The 21,845-nt window shown below is 55.4% G+C and carries 17 protein-coding genes; 7 read left to right on the top strand and 10 right to left on the bottom strand.

Annotated features, from left to right (window positions below):
* Positions 1–269: 269 nt before the first annotated feature.
* The 4 genes from hemG to pepQ are packed head-to-tail and all read right to left on the bottom strand — an operon-like array spanning position 270 to position 4,264.
* Complete coding sequence (hemG, locus tag ACOTZP_RS19575) at positions 270–815, bottom strand: menaquinone-dependent protoporphyrinogen IX dehydrogenase (RefSeq protein ID WP_023298846.1); 546 nt, start codon at positions 813–815, stop codon at positions 270–272.
* 10 nt (positions 816–825) lie between these two features.
* The gene (gene trkH / locus ACOTZP_RS19570) at positions 826–2,277 is read right to left on the bottom strand and encodes a Trk system potassium transporter TrkH (RefSeq protein ID WP_022649737.1); all 1,452 of its coding nucleotides are present in this window, start codon (positions 2,275–2,277) and stop codon (positions 826–828) included.
* 41 nt (positions 2,278–2,318) lie between these two features.
* Positions 2,319–2,933, bottom strand: a complete 615-nt coding sequence (locus ACOTZP_RS19565; protein WP_015572737.1) for an IMPACT family protein — start codon at positions 2,931–2,933, stop codon at positions 2,319–2,321.
* Complete coding sequence (gene pepQ / locus ACOTZP_RS19560; protein ID WP_017382602.1) at positions 2,933–4,264, bottom strand: Xaa-Pro dipeptidase; 1,332 nt, start codon at positions 4,262–4,264, stop codon at positions 2,933–2,935. Before pepQ ends, ACOTZP_RS19565 begins: the two co-directional genes overlap by 1 nt.
* 190 nt (positions 4,265–4,454) lie before the next feature.
* Between pepQ and fadB the strand changes: the two genes are divergently transcribed.
* Positions 4,455–6,644, top strand: coding sequence for a fatty acid oxidation complex subunit alpha FadB (fadB, locus tag ACOTZP_RS19555; RefSeq protein ID WP_023298848.1), 2,190 nt, complete (start codon positions 4,455–4,457; stop codon positions 6,642–6,644).
* A gap of 9 nt (positions 6,645–6,653) precedes the next feature.
* Positions 6,654–7,817, top strand: a complete 1,164-nt coding sequence (gene fadA, locus ACOTZP_RS19550) for an acetyl-CoA C-acyltransferase FadA (protein WP_000416981.1) — start codon at positions 6,654–6,656, stop codon at positions 7,815–7,817.
* Between the two features lie 189 nt (positions 7,818–8,006).
* On the opposite strand, the gene glyS is transcribed toward fadA, so the two are convergent.
* The 3 genes from glyS to ACOTZP_RS19535 all read right to left on the bottom strand — a co-directional run bounded on the left by glyS (position 8,007) and on the right by ACOTZP_RS19535 (position 11,463).
* Positions 8,007–10,076: a glycine--tRNA ligase subunit beta gene (glyS, locus tag ACOTZP_RS19545; RefSeq protein ID WP_271074894.1), complete on the bottom strand. Its 2,070-nt coding sequence runs from the start codon at positions 10,074–10,076 to the stop codon at positions 8,007–8,009.
* 9 nt (positions 10,077–10,085) lie between these two features.
* On the bottom strand, positions 10,086–10,997 hold the full coding sequence (gene glyQ, locus ACOTZP_RS19540) for a glycine--tRNA ligase subunit alpha (RefSeq protein ID WP_003860141.1): 912 nt from the start codon (positions 10,995–10,997) through the stop codon (positions 10,086–10,088).
* A 160-nt stretch (positions 10,998–11,157) separates the two neighbouring features.
* Complete coding sequence (locus tag ACOTZP_RS19535; RefSeq protein WP_022649742.1) at positions 11,158–11,463, bottom strand: YsaB family lipoprotein; 306 nt, start codon at positions 11,461–11,463, stop codon at positions 11,158–11,160.
* Between the two features lie 184 nt (positions 11,464–11,647).
* Between ACOTZP_RS19535 and ACOTZP_RS19530 the strand changes: the two genes are divergently transcribed.
* Positions 11,648–12,643: an acyltransferase gene (locus tag ACOTZP_RS19530; RefSeq protein WP_022649743.1), complete on the top strand. Its 996-nt coding sequence runs from the start codon at positions 11,648–11,650 to the stop codon at positions 12,641–12,643.
* Between the two features lie 52 nt (positions 12,644–12,695).
* Here the strand turns inward: ACOTZP_RS19530 and xylB are convergent, their stop codons facing one another.
* On the bottom strand, positions 12,696–14,150 hold the full coding sequence (xylB, locus tag ACOTZP_RS19525) for a xylulokinase (RefSeq protein WP_022649744.1): 1,455 nt from the start codon (positions 14,148–14,150) through the stop codon (positions 12,696–12,698).
* A gap of 59 nt (positions 14,151–14,209) precedes the next feature.
* Positions 14,210–15,532, bottom strand: coding sequence for a xylose isomerase (xylA, locus tag ACOTZP_RS19520; protein WP_026080557.1), 1,323 nt, complete (start codon positions 15,530–15,532; stop codon positions 14,210–14,212).
* Between the two features lie 371 nt (positions 15,533–15,903).
* Here xylA and xylF point away from each other — a divergent pair, with 371 nt between their 5' ends.
* The 4 genes from xylF (at position 15,904) to xylR (ending at position 20,882) form a co-directional block, all read left to right on the top strand.
* Positions 15,904–16,896: a D-xylose ABC transporter substrate-binding protein gene (gene xylF / locus ACOTZP_RS19515; protein ID WP_022649746.1), complete on the top strand. Its 993-nt coding sequence runs from the start codon at positions 15,904–15,906 to the stop codon at positions 16,894–16,896.
* A gap of 72 nt (positions 16,897–16,968) precedes the next feature.
* A complete protein-coding gene (locus ACOTZP_RS19510) occupies positions 16,969–18,510 on the top strand; it encodes a xylose ABC transporter ATP-binding protein (RefSeq protein ID WP_045622145.1) in 1,542 nt (513 codons plus the stop codon).
* On the top strand, positions 18,488–19,669 hold the full coding sequence (xylH, locus tag ACOTZP_RS19505) for a xylose ABC transporter permease XylH (RefSeq protein WP_023307163.1): 1,182 nt from the start codon (positions 18,488–18,490) through the stop codon (positions 19,667–19,669). Before ACOTZP_RS19510 ends, xylH begins: the two co-directional genes overlap by 23 nt.
* 34 nt (positions 19,670–19,703) lie before the next feature.
* Positions 19,704–20,882 carry a D-xylose utilization transcriptional activator XylR gene (gene xylR, locus ACOTZP_RS19500; protein ID WP_038416899.1) on the top strand — a complete coding sequence of 393 codons (1,179 nt, stop codon included), beginning with the start codon at positions 19,704–19,706 and terminating at the stop codon, positions 20,880–20,882.
* Between the two features lie 35 nt (positions 20,883–20,917).
* On the opposite strand, the gene ACOTZP_RS19495 is transcribed toward xylR, so the two are convergent.
* Positions 20,918–21,742 (bottom strand): protein bax, encoded by an 825-nt coding sequence (locus ACOTZP_RS19495; protein ID WP_022649749.1) that lies wholly within the window; start codon positions 21,740–21,742, stop codon positions 20,918–20,920.
* Between the last annotated feature and the right edge of the window lie 103 nt (positions 21,743–21,845).

Genomic DNA, 21,845 nt, shown 5'->3' with positions numbered 1-21,845 from the left:
GTTAAGAATCCATGTCACTTTGAGTGCCCACACAGATTGTCTGATAAATTGTTAAAGAGCAGTGCCGCTACGTTTTCGCTGCGGCGCGGGGTGTGCATATTACGCTTTCCCGCTTCAGAGTCAAGCGTTTGTTTTGCTTTTCTCTGCTGACCCGGCGGCTTGCGTGCCGTTGTTCCGTGTCAGTGGAGGCGCATTATAGGGAGTTCTTCTGAAGTGACAAGCACTAAATACAAAAAACTTTTCGTTCGCTCACTTTTCAAACTCATCGCTTATTTAACCCGCGAATCGTCCGTTAAACGTGCAATTTCACGGGCAAAACTGGCCACTTGATCCCAGTCGGTATAAACCACTTCTTTACGCGTATCCGTTTCCCCGCCCGTCATCTTCATGATCAGGCGGATCATAAAGCGGTCATACCAGCGGTAACGCGGGTAACGCAGCGCGCCCGCAAAGACAGAACAGATATCGGGCTGCCATGGCGAGCTCAGCAAAAACTTGCGCGTATAGCTGTTAGTCTGCGGTGTACGCTTCTCTGCTTTACGGGCAACCAGGTTGACCGAGTAAAACGCGCCGGGCAGCTTAGCGAGCTCCGCCGTATGCTTTTTCACAAAGCGATCCAGCGCCGGATGGAAATGACCGTAACGAATTGAAGCGCCAATGACCACACGGTCGTAATCCTGCCAGGCAAGCTGTTCAGTGCGATTCAGGTTCACCACATCAGAATAAATGCCCAGCTCTTTGAGTTCAGAAGCCAGATATGAAGCAATCTCACGCGTTTGCCCATCACGCGTTGAGAATAGAATTAACGTTTTCACCAATGTCTCCTTACTCACGCCAGAATGTTGGGGTAAACAGCACCAGCAGCGTAAAGACCTCAAGACGACCAAACAGCATATTGGCGATTAAGATCCACTTTGCCACCGGGTTCATACTGGCGAAATTATCCGCCACGACACCCAGCCCCGGCCCCAGGTTGTTTAACGTTGCCACCACAGAGGCGAAGGCAGAGAAATCATCCACGCCCGTGGCGATAATCGCCAGCATACTGACAATAAAGACCAGCGCATAAGCGGAGAAGAATCCCCACACCGCTTCGAGGATACGCTCCGGCAGTGCACGATTGCCCAGCTTGATGCTGTAAACCGCATTCGGGTGGACGAGACGTTTAAGTTCACGGTTCCCCTGCTTGAACAGCAGCAGAATACGGATCACCTTCAGGCCGCCGCCCGTCGACCCGGCACAGCCGCCGATAAACGCAGAGCACAACAGCAGCACCGGCAGGAACAGCGGCCAACGCGCAATACTGTCCGTGGTGAAACCGGCGGTTGTCGCCATCGATACCACCTGGAAGAAGGCCTGGTTCAGGGTCGTGACCGCCGAGTTATAGACATCGTGGAACCACAGTACCAGGGTACAGATGATCACCAGGGTCAACTGGACGCCAATAAACATCCGGAATTCCGGGTCGCGCCAGTACACCTTCAGGCTCCGGCCGCTAAGCAACGAGAAGTGTAGACCGTAGTTACAGCCTGAGATCAGCAAAAAGATGGCAATGATGGTATTGATCGTCGGGCTGTCGAAGTACCCAACGCTGGCATCGTGGGTGGAGAACCCGCCGATAGCGATAGTGGCAAAGCTGTGCCCGATGGCATCAAACGCAGGCATCCCGGCAAACCACAGCGCCAGCGCGCAGGCCACCGTCAGCAGGACATAAATAAGCCAAAGGGTTTTCGCCGTCTCCGCAATACGCGGGCGCATCTTGTTATCTTTCAACGGGCCGGGCATTTCAGCCCGGTAAAGCTGCATCCCCCCGACGCCCAGAATCGGCAGGATAGCCACCGCCAGCACGATGATCCCCATACCGCCGAACCACTGGAGCATCTGCCGGTAAAAGAGAATTGCATGCGGGAGTGAATCCAGCCCCACAAGCGTGGTGGCCCCGGTGGTCGTTAATCCGGAGAACGATTCAAAAAACGCATCCGTGACGGTGAGATTCGGTTGTTCAGAGAAGATAAACGGCAGCGCACCCACGCTTCCCAGTACCGTCCAGAACAGGACCACGATCAGAAAACCCTCCCGGGATTTCAGTTCACCTTTCTCACGGCGGTTTGGCCACCACAGCAGGGAGCCAATCGTCAGCGCGACAAAAAAGGTTTGCGTAAATGCACGCCCCGCGCCGTCCCGGTAGATAAGCGCCACCAGTCCGGGAATGATCATTGTCCCGGAGAAAAGTATGACCAGCAATCCAACGATTCGGGTAATGGCACGAAAATGCATCTCTGCCGCTTCCTTAGGAATTCAAAATTGTGAGGTGGGGATTATTCTTCAATCGGCAGTAATTGCAATGAACCGCGACTAAAATCAGCGAGTTTTGCTGAAAAAGCAGCCAGTTCCGCCTGAGGAAGCGCCACGCGTAATTGCACCATTGCCTGATAATCACTGTGTGCGATGACGCCGTTAAACTGTTTAAGCAGTGCTTCGATACCCGATAGCTGGGCGTAATCGCATAACAAAGTATATTCCGTAAGTGGCGTTTTGCGGGTTGTTATCAGCAGATTAAGCGCCTGCTGGACACCCCCTCCGTAGGCTTTAACCAGCCCTCCGGTGCCTAACAAAATGCCCCCGTAGTAGCGGACCACGACGGCGGTGATTTCACCCACGCCGCTGCCCATCAACTGGGATAGCATCGGTTTTCCGGCCGTACCCGCCGGTTCACCGTCGTCAGAAAACCCGAGCTGCTGTGAGTCGTCTGGCGGCCCTGCGACCCACGCCACACAGTGATGGCGGGCATCGGGGTGCTGCGCGCGGACGGACTCGACGAACGCCTTCGCCGCCTCCACGCCGTCAGTATGCGCCAACAGCGTGATAAAGCGGCTTTTCTTGATTTCCTCAACAAAGGTGACCGGCTCGGCCGGTATCAGCCAGCTTTCCATCAGGCCAGCTTCAGATCTCGCGTCATGTTCTCGATGCTGTTCTCGTGAATAACCACGTTATCTTCGATACGAATGCCGCCATACGGCTTCAGCGCTTCAATTTTCTCCCAGTTGAAGTGCTTGCTGAACTGCCCTTCGCGCCACGGCGCCAGCAGGGATTCAATAAAGTAGATACCCGGCTCGATGGTCAATACCATACGCGGCGCCAGAACGCGGGTGCAGCGCAGATAAGGATATTTAGACGGTGCCGCCAGGTGCGTACCGGTATCATCCTGCATAAAGCCCGCGACGTCATGAACCTGTAAACCCAGCGGGTGGCCGATACCGTGCGGCATAAATGGCCCGGTCAAATCGTTCTCAACCATCGCCTCTTCGCTCATGTCTTTGACAATCTGATGCTTACGCAGCAGTTTAGCGATGCGCTGATGGAACTGGATGTGATAATCCACATAGCTGGTTCCGGCCTTCATGGTGCCAATCAGCGCCAGCTGTTCGTCGTTCACGTCTTTGATCAATTGCGCAAAATCAGTATCCGCATTCGCCGCCCAGGTACGGGTCAGGTCTGCCGCATAGCCATTGTACTCAGCCCCCGCGTCCAGCAGGAAGCTGCGCATCTCAGCCGGAACCTGATGATCCAGTTTGGTGTAGTGCAGAACCGAGGCATGTTCATTCAGCGCCACGATGTTGCTGTACGGCACGTCGGTATCGCGGTGGCCGGTCGCCGTCAGGTAGGCCTGATTGATATCGAACTCGCTCATACCGGACTGGAACGCTTCGTGCGCCGCACGGTGGCCATTCACCGCCGTTTTTTGCGCTTCACGCATGCAGTAAAGTTCGTAGTCGGTCTTGTAGGCGCGATAGTAGTGCAGGTAATCCAGCACGCCTTTCGGGTTGAGTTTATCTGCCGGAATATCCAGACCCAGCGCACGCTCAGGAACCGGACCAATGTAGCCGATGTTCCCACGCGCCGCTGGCAACTGGCTGCCAATGCCGTCTGCTTTTGGCAGCGCAATCACGTCAATTTCTTCGGTCCAGAATGAGGTCGGCAGCGGCTCCACGTTGTGCCAGTAATCGACCGGCAGGTAGAACCACAGTTTCGGCTTGTTCACGCCATCCACCAGCAGCCAGCAATTTGGAACCTGCGTGACAGGCACCCAGGCTTTAAACTGCGGGTTAACCTTGAAGGGATAAGCGTGGTCATCAAGAAAAGTATTCATCAGCTCGCCGGAGTGGATCAGCAGGGCATCCAGCTTGAAGCGGGCCAGTACATCGCGGGTACGTTCCTGTAGGGTAACGATATGATTTTTATAAAGCGAAGCCAGTGAGTCCATCATTCTTCCTTTCGTTTTTTTGACCTCAAGTCATCGCATCTTAGCACACCTCACTCCGGCTGCGTGATTTCCACCGACCGTGATCAGCGCAGCAATTTCTTAATGACTAATTTGCATTTTATTAACATAAATTCCACACTCCGTTTCATCTGGTATGACCAGATCCAATTGCTGGATTCAGGAGACCGACATGCTCTACAAAGGCGACACCCTGTACGTAGACTGGCTGGAAGATGGCATTGCCGAACTGGTGTTCGATGCCCCCGGCTCAGTGAACAAGCTTGATACCGCGACGGTGGCCAGTCTTGGCCAGGCGCTGGATGTACTTGAAAAGCAATCAGATTTGAAAGGGCTGCTGCTGCGCTCCAACAAAGCGGCCTTTATCGTTGGCGCGGATATCACCGAATTCCTGTCGCTGTTCCTGGTGCCCGAAGAACAGCTGAGCCAGTGGCTGCACTTTGCGAACAGCGTCTTTAATCGTCTGGAAGATCTGCCTGTCCCGACCCTTTCTGCCGTTAACGGTTACGCGCTGGGCGGCGGCTGCGAATGCGTGTTAGCCACTGATTACCGTCTGGCGACCCCAGACCTGCGCATCGGCCTGCCGGAAACCAAACTGGGCATTATGCCGGGCTTTGGTGGCTCGGTGCGTATGCCGCGCATGTTGGGTGCCGACAGCGCGCTGGAAATCATTGCCGCAGGTAAAGATGTCGGCGCGGAACAGGCGCAGAAAATCGGTCTGGTGGACGGCGTGGTTAAGCCTGAAAAACTGATTGAAGGCGCTGTCGCCATTCTGCGTCAGGCGATTAACGGCGATCTCGACTGGAAAGCCAAACGTCAGCCAAAGCTGGAGCCGTTGAAGCTCAGCAAAATTGAAGCCACCATGAGCTTCACCATCGCCAAGGGCATGGTGATGCAGACGGCGGGTAAACACTACCCGGCGCCGATCACGGCGGTGAAAACCATTGAAGCGGCAGCCCGTCTGGGCCGTGATGAAGCCCTGAAGCTGGAAAACCAGAGCTTTGTCCCGCTGGCGCACACCAACGAAGCCCGCGCGCTGGTTGGTATCTTCCTTAACGATCAGTTCGTGAAGGGCAAAGCCAAACAACTCACCAAAAACGTTGAAACGCCAAAACACGCGGCGGTACTCGGCGCGGGCATTATGGGTGGCGGCATCGCCTACCAGTCTGCATGGAAAGGCGTGCCGGTAGTGATGAAAGACATCAACGAGAAATCCCTGACGCTGGGCATGACCGAAGCGGCCAAGCTGCTGAATAAACAGCTTGAGCGCGGCAAAATTGACGGTCTGAAGCTTGCAGGCGTGATCTCCACCATCCAGCCAACGCTGGAATACAGCGGCTTTGAGCGCGTGGACGTGGTGGTTGAAGCGGTCGTTGAGAATCCGAAAGTCAAAAAAGCAGTGCTGGCCGAAACGGAAGAGAAGGTGCGTCCTGAGACCGTACTGGCCTCCAACACCTCCACTATTCCTATCAGCGAGCTGGCAAGCGTGCTGAAGCGTCCGGAAAACTTCTGCGGAATGCACTTCTTTAACCCGGTGCATCGCATGCCGCTGGTCGAAGTGATCCGCGGGGAAAAAACCTCCGACGAAACCATCGCCAAAGTGGTGGCGTGGGCGAGCAAGATGGGCAAAACGCCAATCGTCGTTAACGACTGCCCGGGCTTCTTCGTTAACCGCGTGCTGTTCCCGTACTTCGCCGGTTTCAGCCAGCTGCTGCGCGACGGCGCAGACTTCCGCAAAATCGACAAAGTGATGGAAAAACAGTTCGGCTGGCCGATGGGCCCGGCGTACCTGCTGGACGTTGTCGGCATCGACACTGCCCATCACGCGCAGGCGGTGATGGCGGCGGGCTTCCCGCAGCGCATGCAGAAAGATTATCGCGACGCCATTGACGCCCTGTTCGACGCCAACCGCTTTGGGCAGAAAAACGGTCTGGGCTTCTGGCGCTATAAAGAAGACAGCAAAGGCAAACCGAAGAAAGAAGAAGATCCGGCGGTGGATGGCCTGCTGGCCGACGTCAGTCAGCCAAAACGCGACTTCACTGACGATGAGATCATCGCCCGGATGATGATCCCGATGATCAACGAAGTAGTGCGTTGCCTAGAAGAAGGCATTATCGCCAGCCCGGCAGAAGCCGATATGGCGCTGGTGTACGGCCTCGGCTTCCCTCCGTTCCACGGCGGCGCGTTCCGTTGGCTGGATACGCTCGGCAGCGCTCGCTATCTCGATATGGCTCAGCAATATCAGCACCTCGGTCCGCTTTATGAGGTGCCGGAAGGTCTGCGTAACAAAGCGCGCCATAACGAACCCTACTATCCAGCAGTTGAGCCAGCCCGTCCGGTTGGCACGCTGAAAACGGCTTAAGGAGTCACAATGGAAAAGGTTGTCATTGTTGATGCAATTCGCACCCCGATGGGCCGTTCAAAAGGCGGTGCATTCCGTAACGTGCGTGCGGAAGATCTCTCGGCGCACCTGATGCGTAGCCTGCTGGCGCGTAACCCGGCGCTGGACCCTGCTGCGCTGGACGATATTTACTGGGGCTGCGTCCAGCAGACGCTGGAGCAGGGTTTCAACATCGCCCGTAACGCGTCTCTGCTGGCGGAGATCCCGCATTCGGTTCCGGCGGTCACCGTCAACCGTCTTTGCGGTTCGTCGATGCAGGCGCTGCACGACGCGGCACGGATGATCATGACCGGCGATGCGCAGGCCTGTCTAGTGGGCGGCGTGGAGCACATGGGCCACGTGCCGATGAGCCACGGGGTCGATTTCCATCCGGGCATGAGCCGCAACGTGGCGAAAGCCGCCGGTATGATGGGCCTGACCGCCGAGATGCTCTCCCGTCTGCACGGCATCAGCCGTGAAATGCAGGATGCCTTTGCCGCGCGCTCGCATGCCCGCGCCTGGGCCGCCACGCAGTCTGGTGCCTTTAAGAATGAGATCATCCCAACCGGCGGTCACGACGCAGACGGCGTACTGAAGCAGTTCAGCTACGACGAAGTTATCCGTCCTGAAACCACTGTTGAAGCGCTTTCTACCCTGCGTCCGGCGTTTGATCCGGTCACCGGTACGGTCACGGCGGGCACCTCGTCTGCCCTGTCCGACGGTGCCGCCGCCATGTTAGTGATGAGCGAAAGCCGCGCCCGCGAATTAGGCCTGACGCCACGCGCCCGCGTGCGTTCGATGGCAGTCGTGGGCTGCGATCCTTCCATTATGGGTTACGGTCCGGTCCCGGCGTCAAAACTGGCGCTGAAAAAAGCAGGGCTGAGCGCAAGTGATATCGACCTTTTCGAGATGAATGAAGCGTTCGCCGCGCAGATCCTGCCGTGCATTAAAGATCTGGGGCTGATGGATCAGATCGACGAGAAGATTAACCTCAATGGCGGCGCGATCGCCCTCGGTCACCCGCTGGGCTGCTCCGGGGCGCGTATCAGCACCACGCTGATCAACCTGATGGAACGCAAAGATGCCCAGTTCGGACTGGCGACGATGTGTATCGGGTTGGGTCAGGGGATCGCGACGGTGTTTGAGAGAGTGTAAATGTAAATAAGGAAAAGTATCTTAAAGCCAATGACGTCAGAACAAGGCGGCAAGCGAGCGAATCCCGATGAGCTTACATTAGTAAGTGATTCGGGTGAACGAGCGCAGCCAACGCAGTTATGGCGCCATTGGCGAAGAGAGACAGTTTAGTTGCCGTTCTTCCCGCCTGTCAGGGGCGGGTTTTTTACATTATTGCAGCAGCGAAATATCCGCCACGCGCAGGAACAGCTCACGCAGTTTCTCAAGCATCGAGAGACGGTTAATACGCAGCTCTTTATCTTCCACATTCACCATCACCTTCTCGAAGAAGGCATCGATGACGTCACGTAGCTCCGCCAGCTCCACCAGTGCTTCCTGGTAGCGACCTTCCGCGAAATACGGCTCCAGCTTGTCGCGCAGCACCACAACCTGCATCGCCAGAGAAATCTCTTCCGGCTCTTTCAGGGTTGCAGCGTTTACGCGTTCGTTCAGCGACTCGTCGGATTTCGCGAGGATGTTGGATACACGCTTGTTGGCCGCGGCCAGCGCAGACGCCGCTTCCAGCGTACGGAAGTGGGATACCGCCTTCACACGCGCATCGAAATCTGCCGGACGGGTCGGACGACGCGCCAGCACCGCCTGAATGGTATCAACGGAGTAACCTTCGTCCTGATACCACGCGCGGAAACGACCGAGCATAAAGTCGATAACATCATCCACAACCTTCGCGTTGGTCAGCTTATCGCCGTACAGACGGACCGCTTCTTCGGTCAGCGTTTGCAGATCGAGATTGAGGTTCTTCTCTACGATGATGCGCAGCACGCCCAGCGCAGCACGACGCAGCGCAAACGGGTCTTTGTCGCCTTTCGGATGCTGACCGATACCGAAGATACCCGCCAGGGTGTCCATCTTATCGGCAATCGCCACGGCGCAGGCAACCGGGTTAGACGGCAGATCGTCACCGGCAAAGCGCGGCTGATACTGCTCGTTCAGGGCCACAGCCACGTCTTCCGCTTCGCCGTCATGACGCGCGTAGTGCATGCCCATCACGCCCTGGGTGTCGGTAAATTCGAACACCATATTGGTCATCAGGTCGCACTTGGAGAGCAGGCCCGCGCGGGTAGCGTGGTTAACGTCGGCGCCAATTTCACGGGCAATCCAGCCGGACAGCTCCGCGATACGGTCAGTCTTGTCGCGCAGCGTACCCAGCTGCTGCTGGAAGAGTACGGTTTGCAGACGCGGCAGGTTATCTTCCAGACGTTTTTTACGGTCGGTGTTGAAGAAGAACTCGGCGTCCGCCAGACGTGGACGCACCACTTTCTCGTTACCGGAGATAATCTGGCTCGGATCTTTCGATTCGATGTTCGCGACGAAGATGAAGTTTGGCAGCAGCTGGCCGTCGTTGGCGTAAACCGGGAAGTACTTTTGGTCACCCTTCATGGTGTACACCAGCGCTTCAGCCGGAACGGCCAGGAATTTCTCTTCGAATTTCGCGGTCAGCACAACCGGCCATTCGACCAGAGAGGTCACTTCTTCCAGCAGGCTATCGCTCAGATCGGCATTACCGCCAATTTTGCGCGCCGCTTCTTCGGCGTCAGCTTTGATTTTGGCTTTACGCTGTTCGTAGTCAGCAATGACCTTACCGCGCTCCAGCAGGATCTGCGGGTACTGATCAGCATTGTCGATGGTGAACTCCGGCTCGCCCATAAAGCGGTGGCCGCGGATCACGCGATCGGACGCCACGCCCAGAATGGTCGCCGGAATAACGGTATCGCCCAGCAGCAGGGTCACGGTGTGAACCGGACGCACAAAGTGAACGTCAGACGCGCCCCAGCGCATCAGCTTAGGAATCGGCAGCTTAGCCAGCGAGGTCGCAATCATATCTGGCAGCAGCGCTTCCGCGCTTTCGCCTTTCACATGGGCACGATACAGCAGCCATTCACCTTTGTCGGTGGTCAGACGTTCGGCCTGATCGACGGTGATACCGCAGCCGCGCGCCCAGCCTTCAGCCGCTTTGCTCGGCTTGCCTTCCGCGTCGAACGCCTGGGCAATGGCCGGGCCACGTTTTTCAACTTCGCGATCCGGCTGAGACGCCGCCAGATTTGCCACTTTCAGCGCCAGACGACGCGGTGCAGCAAACCACTCAATTTTACCGTGCGCCAGGCCAGCGTTATCCAGCTCAGCAGTGACGTTCGCAGCGAAAGATTCAGCCAGGCTGCGCAGGGCTTTTGGTGGCAGCTCTTCAGTGCCGATTTCCACCAGGAAAGTTTTCTCAGACATGGCCGCCTCTTATTTGTTTCGGTTGCACATCGGGAAGCCAAGGGCTTCACGGGACGCGTAGTAAGCTTCAGCAACGGCTTTGGTCAGGGTACGAATACGCAGAATGTAGCGCTGACGTTCAGTCACGGAGATCGCTTTGCGGGCATCCAGCAGGTTGAAGCTGTGGGCAGCCTTCAGAATACGCTCGTAGGCAGGCAGAGGCAGCGGAGTCTCCAGCGCCAGCAGCTGCTGGGCTTCTTTCTCGTACTGCTCGAAGCAGGTGAACAGGAAGTCCACGTCCGCGTATTCGAAGTTATAGGTGGATTGCTCCACTTCGTTCTGATGGAACACGTCGCCGTAGGTGGTTTTACCCAGCGGGCCGTCGCTCCAGACCAGGTCGTAAACGCTGTCTACGCCCTGAATGTACATGGCCAGACGTTCCAGACCATAGGTGATTTCGCCGGTGATCGGTTTACATTCCAGACCGCCAACCTGCTGGAAGTAGGTGAACTGGGTCACTTCCATGCCGTTCAGCCACACTTCCCAACCCAGACCCCAGGCACCCAGCGTTGGGTTTTCCCAGTTATCTTCCACGAAACGAATGTCGTGAATGGTCGGATCCATACCCAGCTCTTTCAGTGACCCGAGGTACAGTTCCTGAATGTTGTCGGGTGATGGCTTAATCACCACCTGGAACTGATAGTAGTGCTGCAAACGGTTCGGGTTTTCGCCGTAACGGCCATCGGTCGGACGACGGGATGGCTGAACATAGGCGGTCGCCATCGGCTCTGGCCCTAACGCGCGCAGGCTGGTCATCGGGTGTGAGGTGCCTGCGCCAACTTCCATGTCCAAAGGTTGAACAATGGTGCAGCCCTGACGAGCCCAGTAATCCTGTAAGGTCAGGATCAGGCCCTGGAAGGTCTTGGTATCAAACTTTTGCATAGTATTTCGTGCTGGATACGTGTGGTTTTAAATGGAAGGGATCAGTATACCCGCTGGCTGCAAGATATACAGTACGAAACGGGGTTGTTTAGGGAAAATTGGGGAATAAGCCCTACAGCCAGAACCTGCGAAGGCTCTGGTTGCTGCTTATACGAGCAATTTAGCGCATTGAGAGATGTAAAAACTGGCCGTCTGCATCAAAAGAGCAGACAAAGCCCTCTTTACGCGCCGTATAGCCTTTCAGTTCATAGCTGCCCTGAAAGCGCTCGAAGCCGTTAATATGAATTTTCTGTGCTTCGGAATTATAGCGGTGAGCCGCCTGATCCCTGCACAGCTGTTCCATATTCAGGGAACGCTCCGGGCTCATTTTCCCCTGCTGCGCTTTTTGGACTGGAGCCTCCTGAGAAGCACTGCACCCTGCTAATAAAAGCAGCAGAAAGAGTGACGCCCCACGCTTCATCATCATTTTTATTACCGCCCTGGTCAGTGGCTGTTATTTTTAGTAGCAACACGTTTATAGATTAATGTTCAACATTCTGCGAATCTCGCCAGCTCCCGACAAGACAGCCTGGTTAAACTCAGAATTTTCCAAGGGAAAAGTTTTACGCAATCGCAGTCACACTTTCTTTATCAGGAATACAGAGGAACTGATGCAGTCAAAAATTAACTGGATTGATAACCTGCGGGGAATAGCCTGTCTGATGGTGGTGATGATCCACACTACGACCTGGTATGTCACGAACGCGCACAGTATCAGCCCTGTTAACTGGGATGTCGCCAATATTCTGAACTCAGCCTCACGCGTGAGCGTCCCGCTGTTCTTTATGATTTCCGGTTTTCTCTTTTTTGGCGAGCGTAGCGCGCAGCCGAGACATTTCATCCGTATTGTCTCCTGTTTGCTGTTTTACAGCGCCATTTCGCTGCTCTATATCATCCTGTTCACTTCAATTAACGCTGAACGTTCCCTGCTCAATTTGTTGCAAAAACCGGTGTTCTATCATCTGTGGTTTTTCTTCGCGATAATGGTTATCTATCTGGTTTCGCCGTTAATTCAGGTAAAAAACGTTAGCGGTAAAATGCTGCTGGCCTTGATGGTAATAATCGGGATCGTGGCAAACCCGAATACCGTCTCACAGAAAATTGATGGCTTTGAATGGCTGCCCGTTAACCTCTATATCAACGGCGATACGTTTTATTACGTGCTGTACGGCATGCTGGGGCGCGCCATCGGCATGATGGAGACGCAAAAGAGAGGAATAAACTGGCTTTGCGCGGCAGCATTTATCGCCGGTGTGTTTATTATCTCTCGAGGGACGCTGCACGAGCTGCAATGGCGCGGAAACTTTGCCGATACCTGGTATCTCTACTGCGGGCCGATGGTCTTTATCTGCGCGGTTTCGCTGCTGACCCTGTTTAAAAACACCCTGAATGCCCGCCCGCTTCCGGTGCTGGGGTTTATCTCTCGCCACTCGCTGGGCATTTACGGTTTTCACGCGCTGGTGATCCACGCCCTGCGCACCCGCGGCGTTGAGCTTAAAAGCTGGCCGGTGCTGGATATTGTCTGGATATTTACCGTTACGCTGGTTGTCAGCCTGCTGCTCTCAATGCTGCTGCAACGCATCGATACACGCAGGTTTGTGAGCTAACCCGGTTGAAGGCTGGCAGGCCGGGTAAGCGTTAGCGCCACCCGGCTCCTGTTTATGACATTAGCGGTAAAAGCTGCTGATAGATTTTGCGGAAAACGTCTCGTCTTTCAGCGTAGCGAGCATGATTTTTCGCATCAGGACGATGCTGCTGTTCAAGCGGCAGCTGGGGCAAAAGCTGGGGCAGTGGTTTATCCCGGTTCAGCGCAATTTGCGCCAGCCGTGCCGCACCGAGCGCCGGACCAACATCTCCCCCAGTACGATAGTCCAACTGCAACCCGCTGATATCGGAAAGCATTTGCCGCCAGTAGCTGCTTCGTGCCCCGCCGCCAATTAACGTAATGCTGGATGGCGTCAGGCCACAGTCATGCACGACATCCATGCCGTCCGCCAGCGCATAACCGACCCCTTCAAGCACCGCGCGCGCCAGCTCTGCCGGGCCGTGCTGATGGGTAAGGCCGAAGAAGACCCCTTTCGCTTCCGGGTTGTTATGCGGCGTCCGCTCGCCTGAAAGGTACGGTAAAAACCAGACCGCACCGGCAGTATCATCCGCCTGCTGTGCCGCTGCGATAAGCGCCGGGACGTCCGCCATTCCGGTCAGCTTTGCCGCCCAGTCGAGGCAGGATGCCGCGCTCAGCATCACCGACATCAAATGCCATTTACCCGGCAACGCGTGGCAGAAGCTGTGTACGGCGCTTTCAGGGTTACTACGATAGCCGTCACTGACGGCAAAATAGACGCCGGAAGTGCCGAGCGAGAGCATGGCCTGTCCTGTCTCCACCATCCCCACGCCGACCGCACCCGCCGCATTATCGCCGCCGCCGGCAACGACAGGTACGGCTGGCATATTCCAGCGTTCAGCAACAGAAGGCTGCAAAGCGCCCGTGATATCACTGCCTTCAAACAGCGCAGGCATATGATCGCGCGTCAGCTGGCAGGCATCCAGCATCGCTTCGCTCCAGTCCCGTTTCGCCACGTCGAGCCACATCGTGCCCGCGGCGTCAGACATGTCGCTGGCAAAATCCCCCGTCATGCGAAAACGCAGGTAGTCTTTCGGCAACAGAACCTTCGCCACCTGACGAAAAATCTCAGGCTCATGGCGCTGCACCCACAGGAGTTTTGGCGCGGTAAAACCGGGCATCATCAGGTTGCCCGTAATCTCGCGGGACGCAGGCACACGCTCCTCAAGGATCGCGCACTCTTCCGCACAGCGGCCATCGTTCCAGAGAATAGCCGGGCGCAGAACGCGATGCTGGCTATCCAGCAGCGTGGCGCCATGCATTTGCCCGGCAATGCCCAGCGCTTTCACGTCGCGCAGGCTGTGCTGCTCACCTAAGGCTTTCATCGCGCGGTCCGTCGCTTGCCACCACTGCTCCGGATCTTGTTCCGACCAAAGTGGCTGCGGGCGTGAAACCTGCAACTTTTCAGTCTGCGTGGCTAACACATCGCCCTGCTCGCTTAACAGGATGGCTTTCACCCCCGACGTGCCAAGATCGATCCCGATATACATGTGGTGACTCCTTTGACAGAAATGCCCGGCGGCGCTGCGCTTACCGGGCATGAATGCTGTTATTTATCGAACAGGTAGTGATTGACCAGGTTTTCCAGCAGTTCCTGATGGCCGCTCTGATGCTGCGGTGCCAACTGATGCTGTTCAGCGTACTTCGCGATCTCCGCAAGCGATAACTGACCTTTCAAAATTTGCTGGCCCAGCTCACTGTTCCAGCCGCTGTAGCGCTTCGCCACGCGCTTATCCAGCTCACCGTCTTCAATCATACGGGCCGCCACCTTCAGCGCCAGCGCCATGGTGTCCATCGCGCCAATATGCCCGTAGAACAGATCGTATTTATCGGTGCTCTGGCGACGCACTTTGGCGTCGAAGTTCAGGCCGCCGGTGGTGAAACCGCCCGCTTTGATGATTTCGTACATCACCAGCGCATTCTCTTCGACGCTGTTCGGGAACTGGTCGGTATCCCAGCCCAGCTGCGGATCGCCGCGGTTCGCATCCACCGATCCGAAGATGCCCAGCGCAATCGCAGAGGCGATTTCGTGATGGAACGAATGGCCCGCCAGCGTGGCGTGGTTAGCCTCAATGTTCACTTTGATCTCTTTTTCCAGACCAAACTGCTTCAGGAAGCCATACACGGTGGCGACATCGTAGTCGTACTGATGCTTGGTTGGCTCCTGTGGTTTTGGCTCAATCAGCAGCGTACCGCGGAAGCCGATTTTGTGCTTGTGGTCCACAACCATCTGCATAAAGCGGCCAATCTGCTCGCGCTCCTGGCGCAGGTCAGTATTCAGCAGCGTTTCATAGCCTTCACGACCGCCCCAGAGAACGTAGTTCTCACCGCCCAGCTGATGCGTGGCGTTCATCGCAGTCACGACCTGGGTTGCCGCCCAGCTGAAGACTTCCGGGTCCGGGTTGGTTGCCGCGCCCGCGCCATAGCGAGGGTTGGTAAAGCAGTTAGCCGTACCCCAGAGCAGCTTCACGCCGCTTTGCTGCTGTTTTTCAGCCAGCACGTCGACCATCTGCGCAAAATTGTTCAGATACTCTTTCAGCGACGCCCCTTCCGGCGACACGTCCACATCGTGGAAACAGTAGTACGGCACGTTCAGCTTATGGAAGAACTCGAACGCGACGTCGGCTTTACGCTTCGCCAGCTCAATGGCCTCGCCCGGCTGTTGCCATGGACGGTCAAAAGAGCCCACGCCGAACATATCGGCACCGTTCCAGCAGAAGGTGTGCCAGTAGCAGGCGGCAAAGCGCAAGTGATCTTCCATGCGCTTACCCAGCACCAGCTCATCCGGGTTGTAGTGACGAAATGCTAAAGGATTGGTCGTTTTCGTGCCTTCGAAACGAACGCGATCGAGTTGGTCGAAATAAGCTTGCATATTGAGCTCCATAATCAGGGTATGCGGCGTGGTCTTGCTTCTGGAGTAATAGTGAATAGACATTGGAGGTTGCTCAATTACGTTATTTCACACTGCTATTGAGAGAATGCGCAATTGTGCGCTGGCTCGCAAAATAATGTGCAGACAAACTATTTTTCGGCGCGCATTCCAGAATCAAATGTAATTAATAGGTTACGCTTTTTAAAATCCGATCGCGGTCATAAATTCAGAAATAAACCAAATATCGTAATGAGAAGATAAAAATCTGTAATTGCCAGCAGGCCTTTCCACGTTAAAAATTTGCTGCGTCTCAGCAGTGAATGTTTCTTTTATCTCAGCTACACATACCCCTACAAAAAGGCCTAATAATTATGAAGATAAAGAACCTGACCCTAACGCTCTGCACTACTCTCCTGCTTGCAAGCTTTGCCGGCCACGCCAAAGAAGTCAAAATCGGCATGGCGATTGATGACTTACGCCTGGAGCGCTGGCAAAAAGATCGCGATATCTTTGTTAAAAAAGCGGAATCTCTCGGTGCGGAGGTGTTCGTTCAGTCCGCTAACGGCAACGAAGAGACGCAAATGTCGCAAATTGAGAATATGATCAACCGTGGCGTCGATGTGCTGGTCATTATCCCGTATAACGGCCAGGTATTAAGCAACGTGGTGAAAGAAGCAAAACAGGAAGGCATAAAAGTCCTGGCTTATGACCGCATGATTAATAATGCGGATATTGATTATTATATTTCGTTCGACAATGAAAAGGTGGGTGAATTACAGGCTAAAAGCTTGATCGCAAAAGTGCCTCAAGGGAATTATTTCCTGATGGGCGGCTCGCCTGTGGATAACAACGCCAAACTGTTCCGTCAGGGACAAATGAAAGTGCTGAAGCCGTATATCGACGAGGGCAAAATTAAAGTCGTCGGCGATCAGTGGGCTGACGGCTGGTTACCGGAAAACGCGCTGAAAATTATGGAAAACGCGTTGACCGCAAATAACAACAAAATCGATGCAGTGGTGGCCTCTAACGACGCCACTGCGGGGGGCGCCATTCAGGCGCTGAGCGCGCAGGGTCTGGCCGGGAAAGTCGCTATTTCCGGACAGGACGCCGACCTTGCAGGTGTAAAACGCATTATCGCGGGTACCCAGACTATGACGGTCTATAAGCCCATTACCGAGCTTGCCAATACGGCCGCCGAAATTGCCGTTGAGCTGGGAAATGGCCAGCAACCTAAAGCAGACGCGACGTTAAATAACGGCCTGAAAGACGTGCCAGCTCGCCTGCTTACCCCTATCGAAGTCAACAAAGAGAATATTGACGCCACGGTGGTGAAAGACGGTTTCCATAAGAAGAGTGAACTGTAATCCAGCGCAGCCCCTGCCCGGCGGGGGCGCATCGACCTGCCCTGTTCATCTGTCGGGCTATGCGGAGCAGTTATGTCTTATTTACTTGAAATGAAAAGCATCACCAAAGCCTTCGGGGCGGTGAAAGCGGTCGACAACGTAAGCCTGCGGCTGAACCCCGGCGAAGTGATGTCGCTGTGCGGCGAAAACGGCTCGGGGAAATCCACGCTGATGAAGGTGCTGTGCGGGATCTATCCGCACGGCAGCTACGAGGGCGAAATCGTCTTTGCCGGTGAGGTGCTTCAGGCCACGCACATTCGTGATACCGAACGCAAAGGCATCGCTATCATTCACCAGGAGCTGGCGCTGGTGAAGCACCTTACCGTGCTGGAAAATATCTTTCTTGGGGCCGAACTCTCGCGCCACGGCGTACTGGATTACGACACCATGACGCTGCGCTGCGAAAAACTGCTGGCCCAGGTGAGTCTCGCTATCTCACCGGATACGCGCGTGGGCGACTTAGGTTTGGGCCAGCAGCAACTGGTGGAGATCGCCAAGGCGCTAAATAAACAGGTACGCCTGCTGATCCTCGACGAGCCAACCGCCTCGCTCACCGAACAGGAAACCGCCGTTCTGCTCCATATCATCCGCGACCTGCAAAACCACGGTATCGCCTGCATCTATATTTCGCACAAGCTCAATGAGGTGAAAGCTATTTCCGACACCATCTGCGTCATCCGCGACGGGCAGCACATTGGCACGCGTGAAGCAGAAGGCATGAGCGAAGATGACATCATCACCATGATGGTGGGTCGCGAGCTCACCGCACTGTATCCCAACGAACCACACACCATAGGCGAAGAACTCCTGCGCGTGGAAAACCTGACGGCGTGGCATCCCGTTAACCGCCACATCAAGCGCGTGGATAACCTCTCCTTCTCGCTGCACCGCGGCGAAATTCTCGGTATTGCGGGTTTAGTGGGTGCCGGAAGAACCGAGGCCGTGCAGTGTCTGTTTGGCGTCTGGCCGGGGCGCTGGGAAGGCAAAATTTATATCGACGGTCAGCCGGTAAAAATCGACAACTGCCAGCAGGCCATTGCCAAAGGCATTGCTATGGTGCCCGAAGACCGCAAAAAAGACGGCATCGTGCCGGTCATGGCGGTGGGAAAAAATATCACGCTGGCGGCGCTCAGCCAGTTTTCCGGCGCGCTGAGCAGCCTGGATGATGCCGCAGAACAGCAGTGTATTCTTCAGTCACTTGCCAGGCTCAAGGTGAAAACCTCCTCGCCGGAACTGGCGATAGGTCGCCTGAGCGGCGGCAACCAGCAGAAAGCGATTCTGGCACGCTGCCTGTTGCTTAATCCGCGCATTTTAATTCTGGACGAACCCACGCGCGGGATCGATATCGGCGCGAAGTATGAAATCTACAAGCTGATCAACCAGCTTGTGCAGCAAGGGATTGCCGTCATTGTTATCTCGTCCGAATTGCCTGAAGTGCTGGGGCTGAGCGACCGCGTGCTGGTCATGCATGAAGGGAAACTCAAAGCCAACCTGAACAACCAGAACCTGACGCAAGAGCAGGTGATGGAAGCTGCCTTAAGGAGCGAACGCCATGTCGAAAAGCAACCCGTCTGATATCAAAGTCGCTGTTCCGACGCCCGGTGCGTTCGCAGGACTTAAATCGCTGAATCTGCAAGTTTTTGTAATGATTGCCGCCATTATCGTCATCATGTTGTTCTTTACCTGGATGACCGATGGCTCCTATTTGAGCGCACGTAACGTCTCTAACCTGCTGCGTCAGACCGCCATCACCGGGATCCTGGCGGTGGGGATGGTCTTTGTGATTATCTCAGCGGAAATTGACCTGTCGGTAGGGTCGATGATGGGTCTGCTCGGCGGCGTGGCGGCAATTTTTGACGTCTGGCTCGGCTGGCCGTTGCCGCTGACGATTGTGGTCACGCTGGTACTGGGTCTGCTGCTGGGTGCGTGGAACGGCTGGTGGGTGGCCTACCGTAAAGTCCCGTCGTTTATTGTCACCTTAGCAGGGATGCTGGCCTTCCGCGGTATTCTGATTGGGATCACCAACGGCACTACCGTCTCCCCGACCAGCGCCTCGATGTCCCAGATTGGCCAAAGCTACCTCTCTGATGGCGTCGGTTTTACGATCGGTGTGGTTGGGCTGATGGCGTTTGTCGCGTGGCAATGGCGAGGACGCATGCGTCGCCAGGCGCTGGGGCTGGCCTCGCCTGCCTCAACCTCGGTTGTCGGCCGTCAGGCGCTTACAGCGGTGATTGTGCTGGGGGCCATCTGGCTGCTAAACGATTATCGCGGTGTCCCAACGCCCGTTCTGCTGCTGGCGCTGTTGCTGTTAGGTGGGATGTTTATGGCCACACGTACCGCATTCGGTCGCCGTATTTATGCTATCGGCGGCAATCTTGAAGCCGCGCGTTTATCTGGTATCAACGTCGAGCGCACCAAACTCGCCGTCTTTGCCATCAACGGCCTGATGGTAGCCATCGCGGGGCTGATCCTCAGCTCACGTCTGGGTGCGGGTTCCCCGTCTGCCGGTAATATTGCCGAGCTGGACGCCATCGCCGCCTGCGTGATTGGCGGGACCAGCCTCGCCGGAGGCATTGGCAGCGTGGCGGGGGCGGTGATGGGCGCATTTATTATGGCTTCGCTGGATAACGGGATGAGTATGATGGACGTGCCGACGTTTTGGCAGTATATCGTCAAAGGGGCCATTCTTTTGCTGGCAGTCTGGATGGACTCTGCCACCAAGCGGCGCGCCTGAGAACCGTATCGTGACTAATTTGGGAAAGTGAGCCATGTTTGAAAAGCGTCACCGCATTACGTTGTTATTCAATGCCAACAAAGCCTATGACCGTCAGGTGGTTGAGGGGGTTGGTGAATATTTGCAGGCGTCGCAATCCGAATGGGATATTTTCATCGAAGAAGATTTCCGTACCCGTCTGGAGAACATCAAAGACTGGCTGGGAGACGGGGTTATCGCTGACTTTGACGACCCCGTGATTGAACAGTTGCTGAGTGGTGTCGACGTACCTATCGTGGGCGTTGGCGGCTCTTACCATTCAGCGGAACATTACCCCCCCGTTCACTACATCGCCACGGATAACCATGCCCTGGTTGAGACCGCCTTCCTCCATTTAAAGGAGAAAGGCGTCCATCGTTTTGCGTTTTACGGATTGCCCGCCACCAGCGGAAAGCGCTGGGCGATGGAGCGTGAGTATGCCTTCTGCCAGCTGGTTGCCCAGGAGAAGTATCGCGGCGTCGTTTATCAGGGGCTGGAAACCGCGCCAGAAAACTGGCAGCACGCACAGAATCGCCTGGCTGACTGGCTGCAAACGCTGCCGCCCCAGACAGGGATTATCGCCGTGACGGACGCCCGCGCCCGCCACGTATTACAGGTGTGCGAACATTTGCATATTCCTGTGCCTGAAAAGCTGTGCGTGATTGGTATTGATAACGAAGAGCTTACGCGCTATCTGTCGCGCGTGGCGCTCTCATCCGTGGCGCAGGGTACCCGTCAGATGGGCTATCAGGCCGCGAAGCTGCTGCACCGACTGTTAGACAACGAATCCCTGCCGCTCCAGCGTCTGCTGGTTCCGCCCGTTCGCGTGGTCGAGCGTCGCTCAACAGACTACCGCTCCCTAAACGATCCGGCCGTGATTCAGGCGATGCACTACATTCGCAATCATGCCTGCAAAGGGATCAAGGTCGATCAGGTGCTGGATTCGGTCGGCATTTCACGTTCGAATCTGGAGAAGCGGTTTAAAGAGGAAGTCGGTGAGACGATCCACGCCGTGATCCATGCGGAAAAGCTGGAGAAAGCGCGAAGTCTGCTGATCTCCACCTCGCTGTCGATCAACGAGATTTCACAGATGTGCGGCTATCCGTCGCTTCAGTATTTCTATTCGGTGTTCAGGAAAGAGTATGACACCACGCCGAAGGAGTACCGGGAACGGTACAGTGAAGTCCTGCTCTAGAAAAAAGAACGCCTTCCAGTGGAAGGCGTTTTTTATTACATATGTGCGGCAATCAGACGCTGGTTATCCTGGTACATGGAGAACAGGTAGTTGTTGTAGCGCTGTCCCTGGGTGGAATAACCTTTCAGCTTGTGGATCATCGCCGTGGCCGTCACTTCCTGATCCGCCTTACGCAGCTGCGCGCGTGACTTACGGAACGAAGAGTAGGCCGGGTGGGTGTTCAGATTCACCACATAGGCATTCACGGAATCTTTCACCGATTCAAACTGTGAATAGCCCTTCACCTTGCCGGGTGCATTAGTACAACGACCTTTTGCGCATTTCATGCCAAACAGATTGTTGTTGTTGCGCGCCAGCTTCGAGGTGCCCCAACCGCTTTCGGCGGCGGCCATTGTCGCGACCATACTGCCTGGAATAATGTCCACACGCTCTAACAGAGTGTTCCACGGCACACGACGCGTGTTCCCGCTCCACTTCACTTTATAGCGTTTGGCGATGTCTTTCAGGCGAGTGCGCTCAGACGGCGACCAGCGGCTATCGTACTGTTTGGCGATCAGCCAGTTACGATCCGCAGTAATCGCGGCATTTTGACTTTTAATGTAAGGCATTACCGTCCGGAGAAACGCTTTTTTCCTTGGTGTCCCGGAAGGGTATTTTCGCAAATCAGGAAGTGAACTACTCTTTGCACTATTGCGAGAATACTCTTGTTTACTGCTAACCTTACTGCTTGTCGTCTTTATTACGTGGGCTTTCTTACTCGTTGTATCCGTGTGCGTCTTTGCAAGCACCTCACCTGAAAATGCCATGGTGAGTAACATGAGTATCGCGGCCCCATATCGTCGAATGGGAGTCGATATCATTAGGTCTCCTGGTCGGATATAAGCATTCCAACACCTTATTTTCTTCAAAATTTGAGAGCGGAATCTCAAATCGTACCAAAAATAGTCTTCAAGAGCACGTCTA

Origin of the sequence: Enterobacter cloacae complex sp. SYL001 (assembly GCF_049237025.1) — a bacterium.
Taxonomy (GTDB): Bacteria; Pseudomonadota; Gammaproteobacteria; order Enterobacterales; family Enterobacteriaceae; genus Enterobacter; species Enterobacter intestinihominis.
This window is presented reverse-complemented; position numbering and strand designations above follow the sequence as displayed.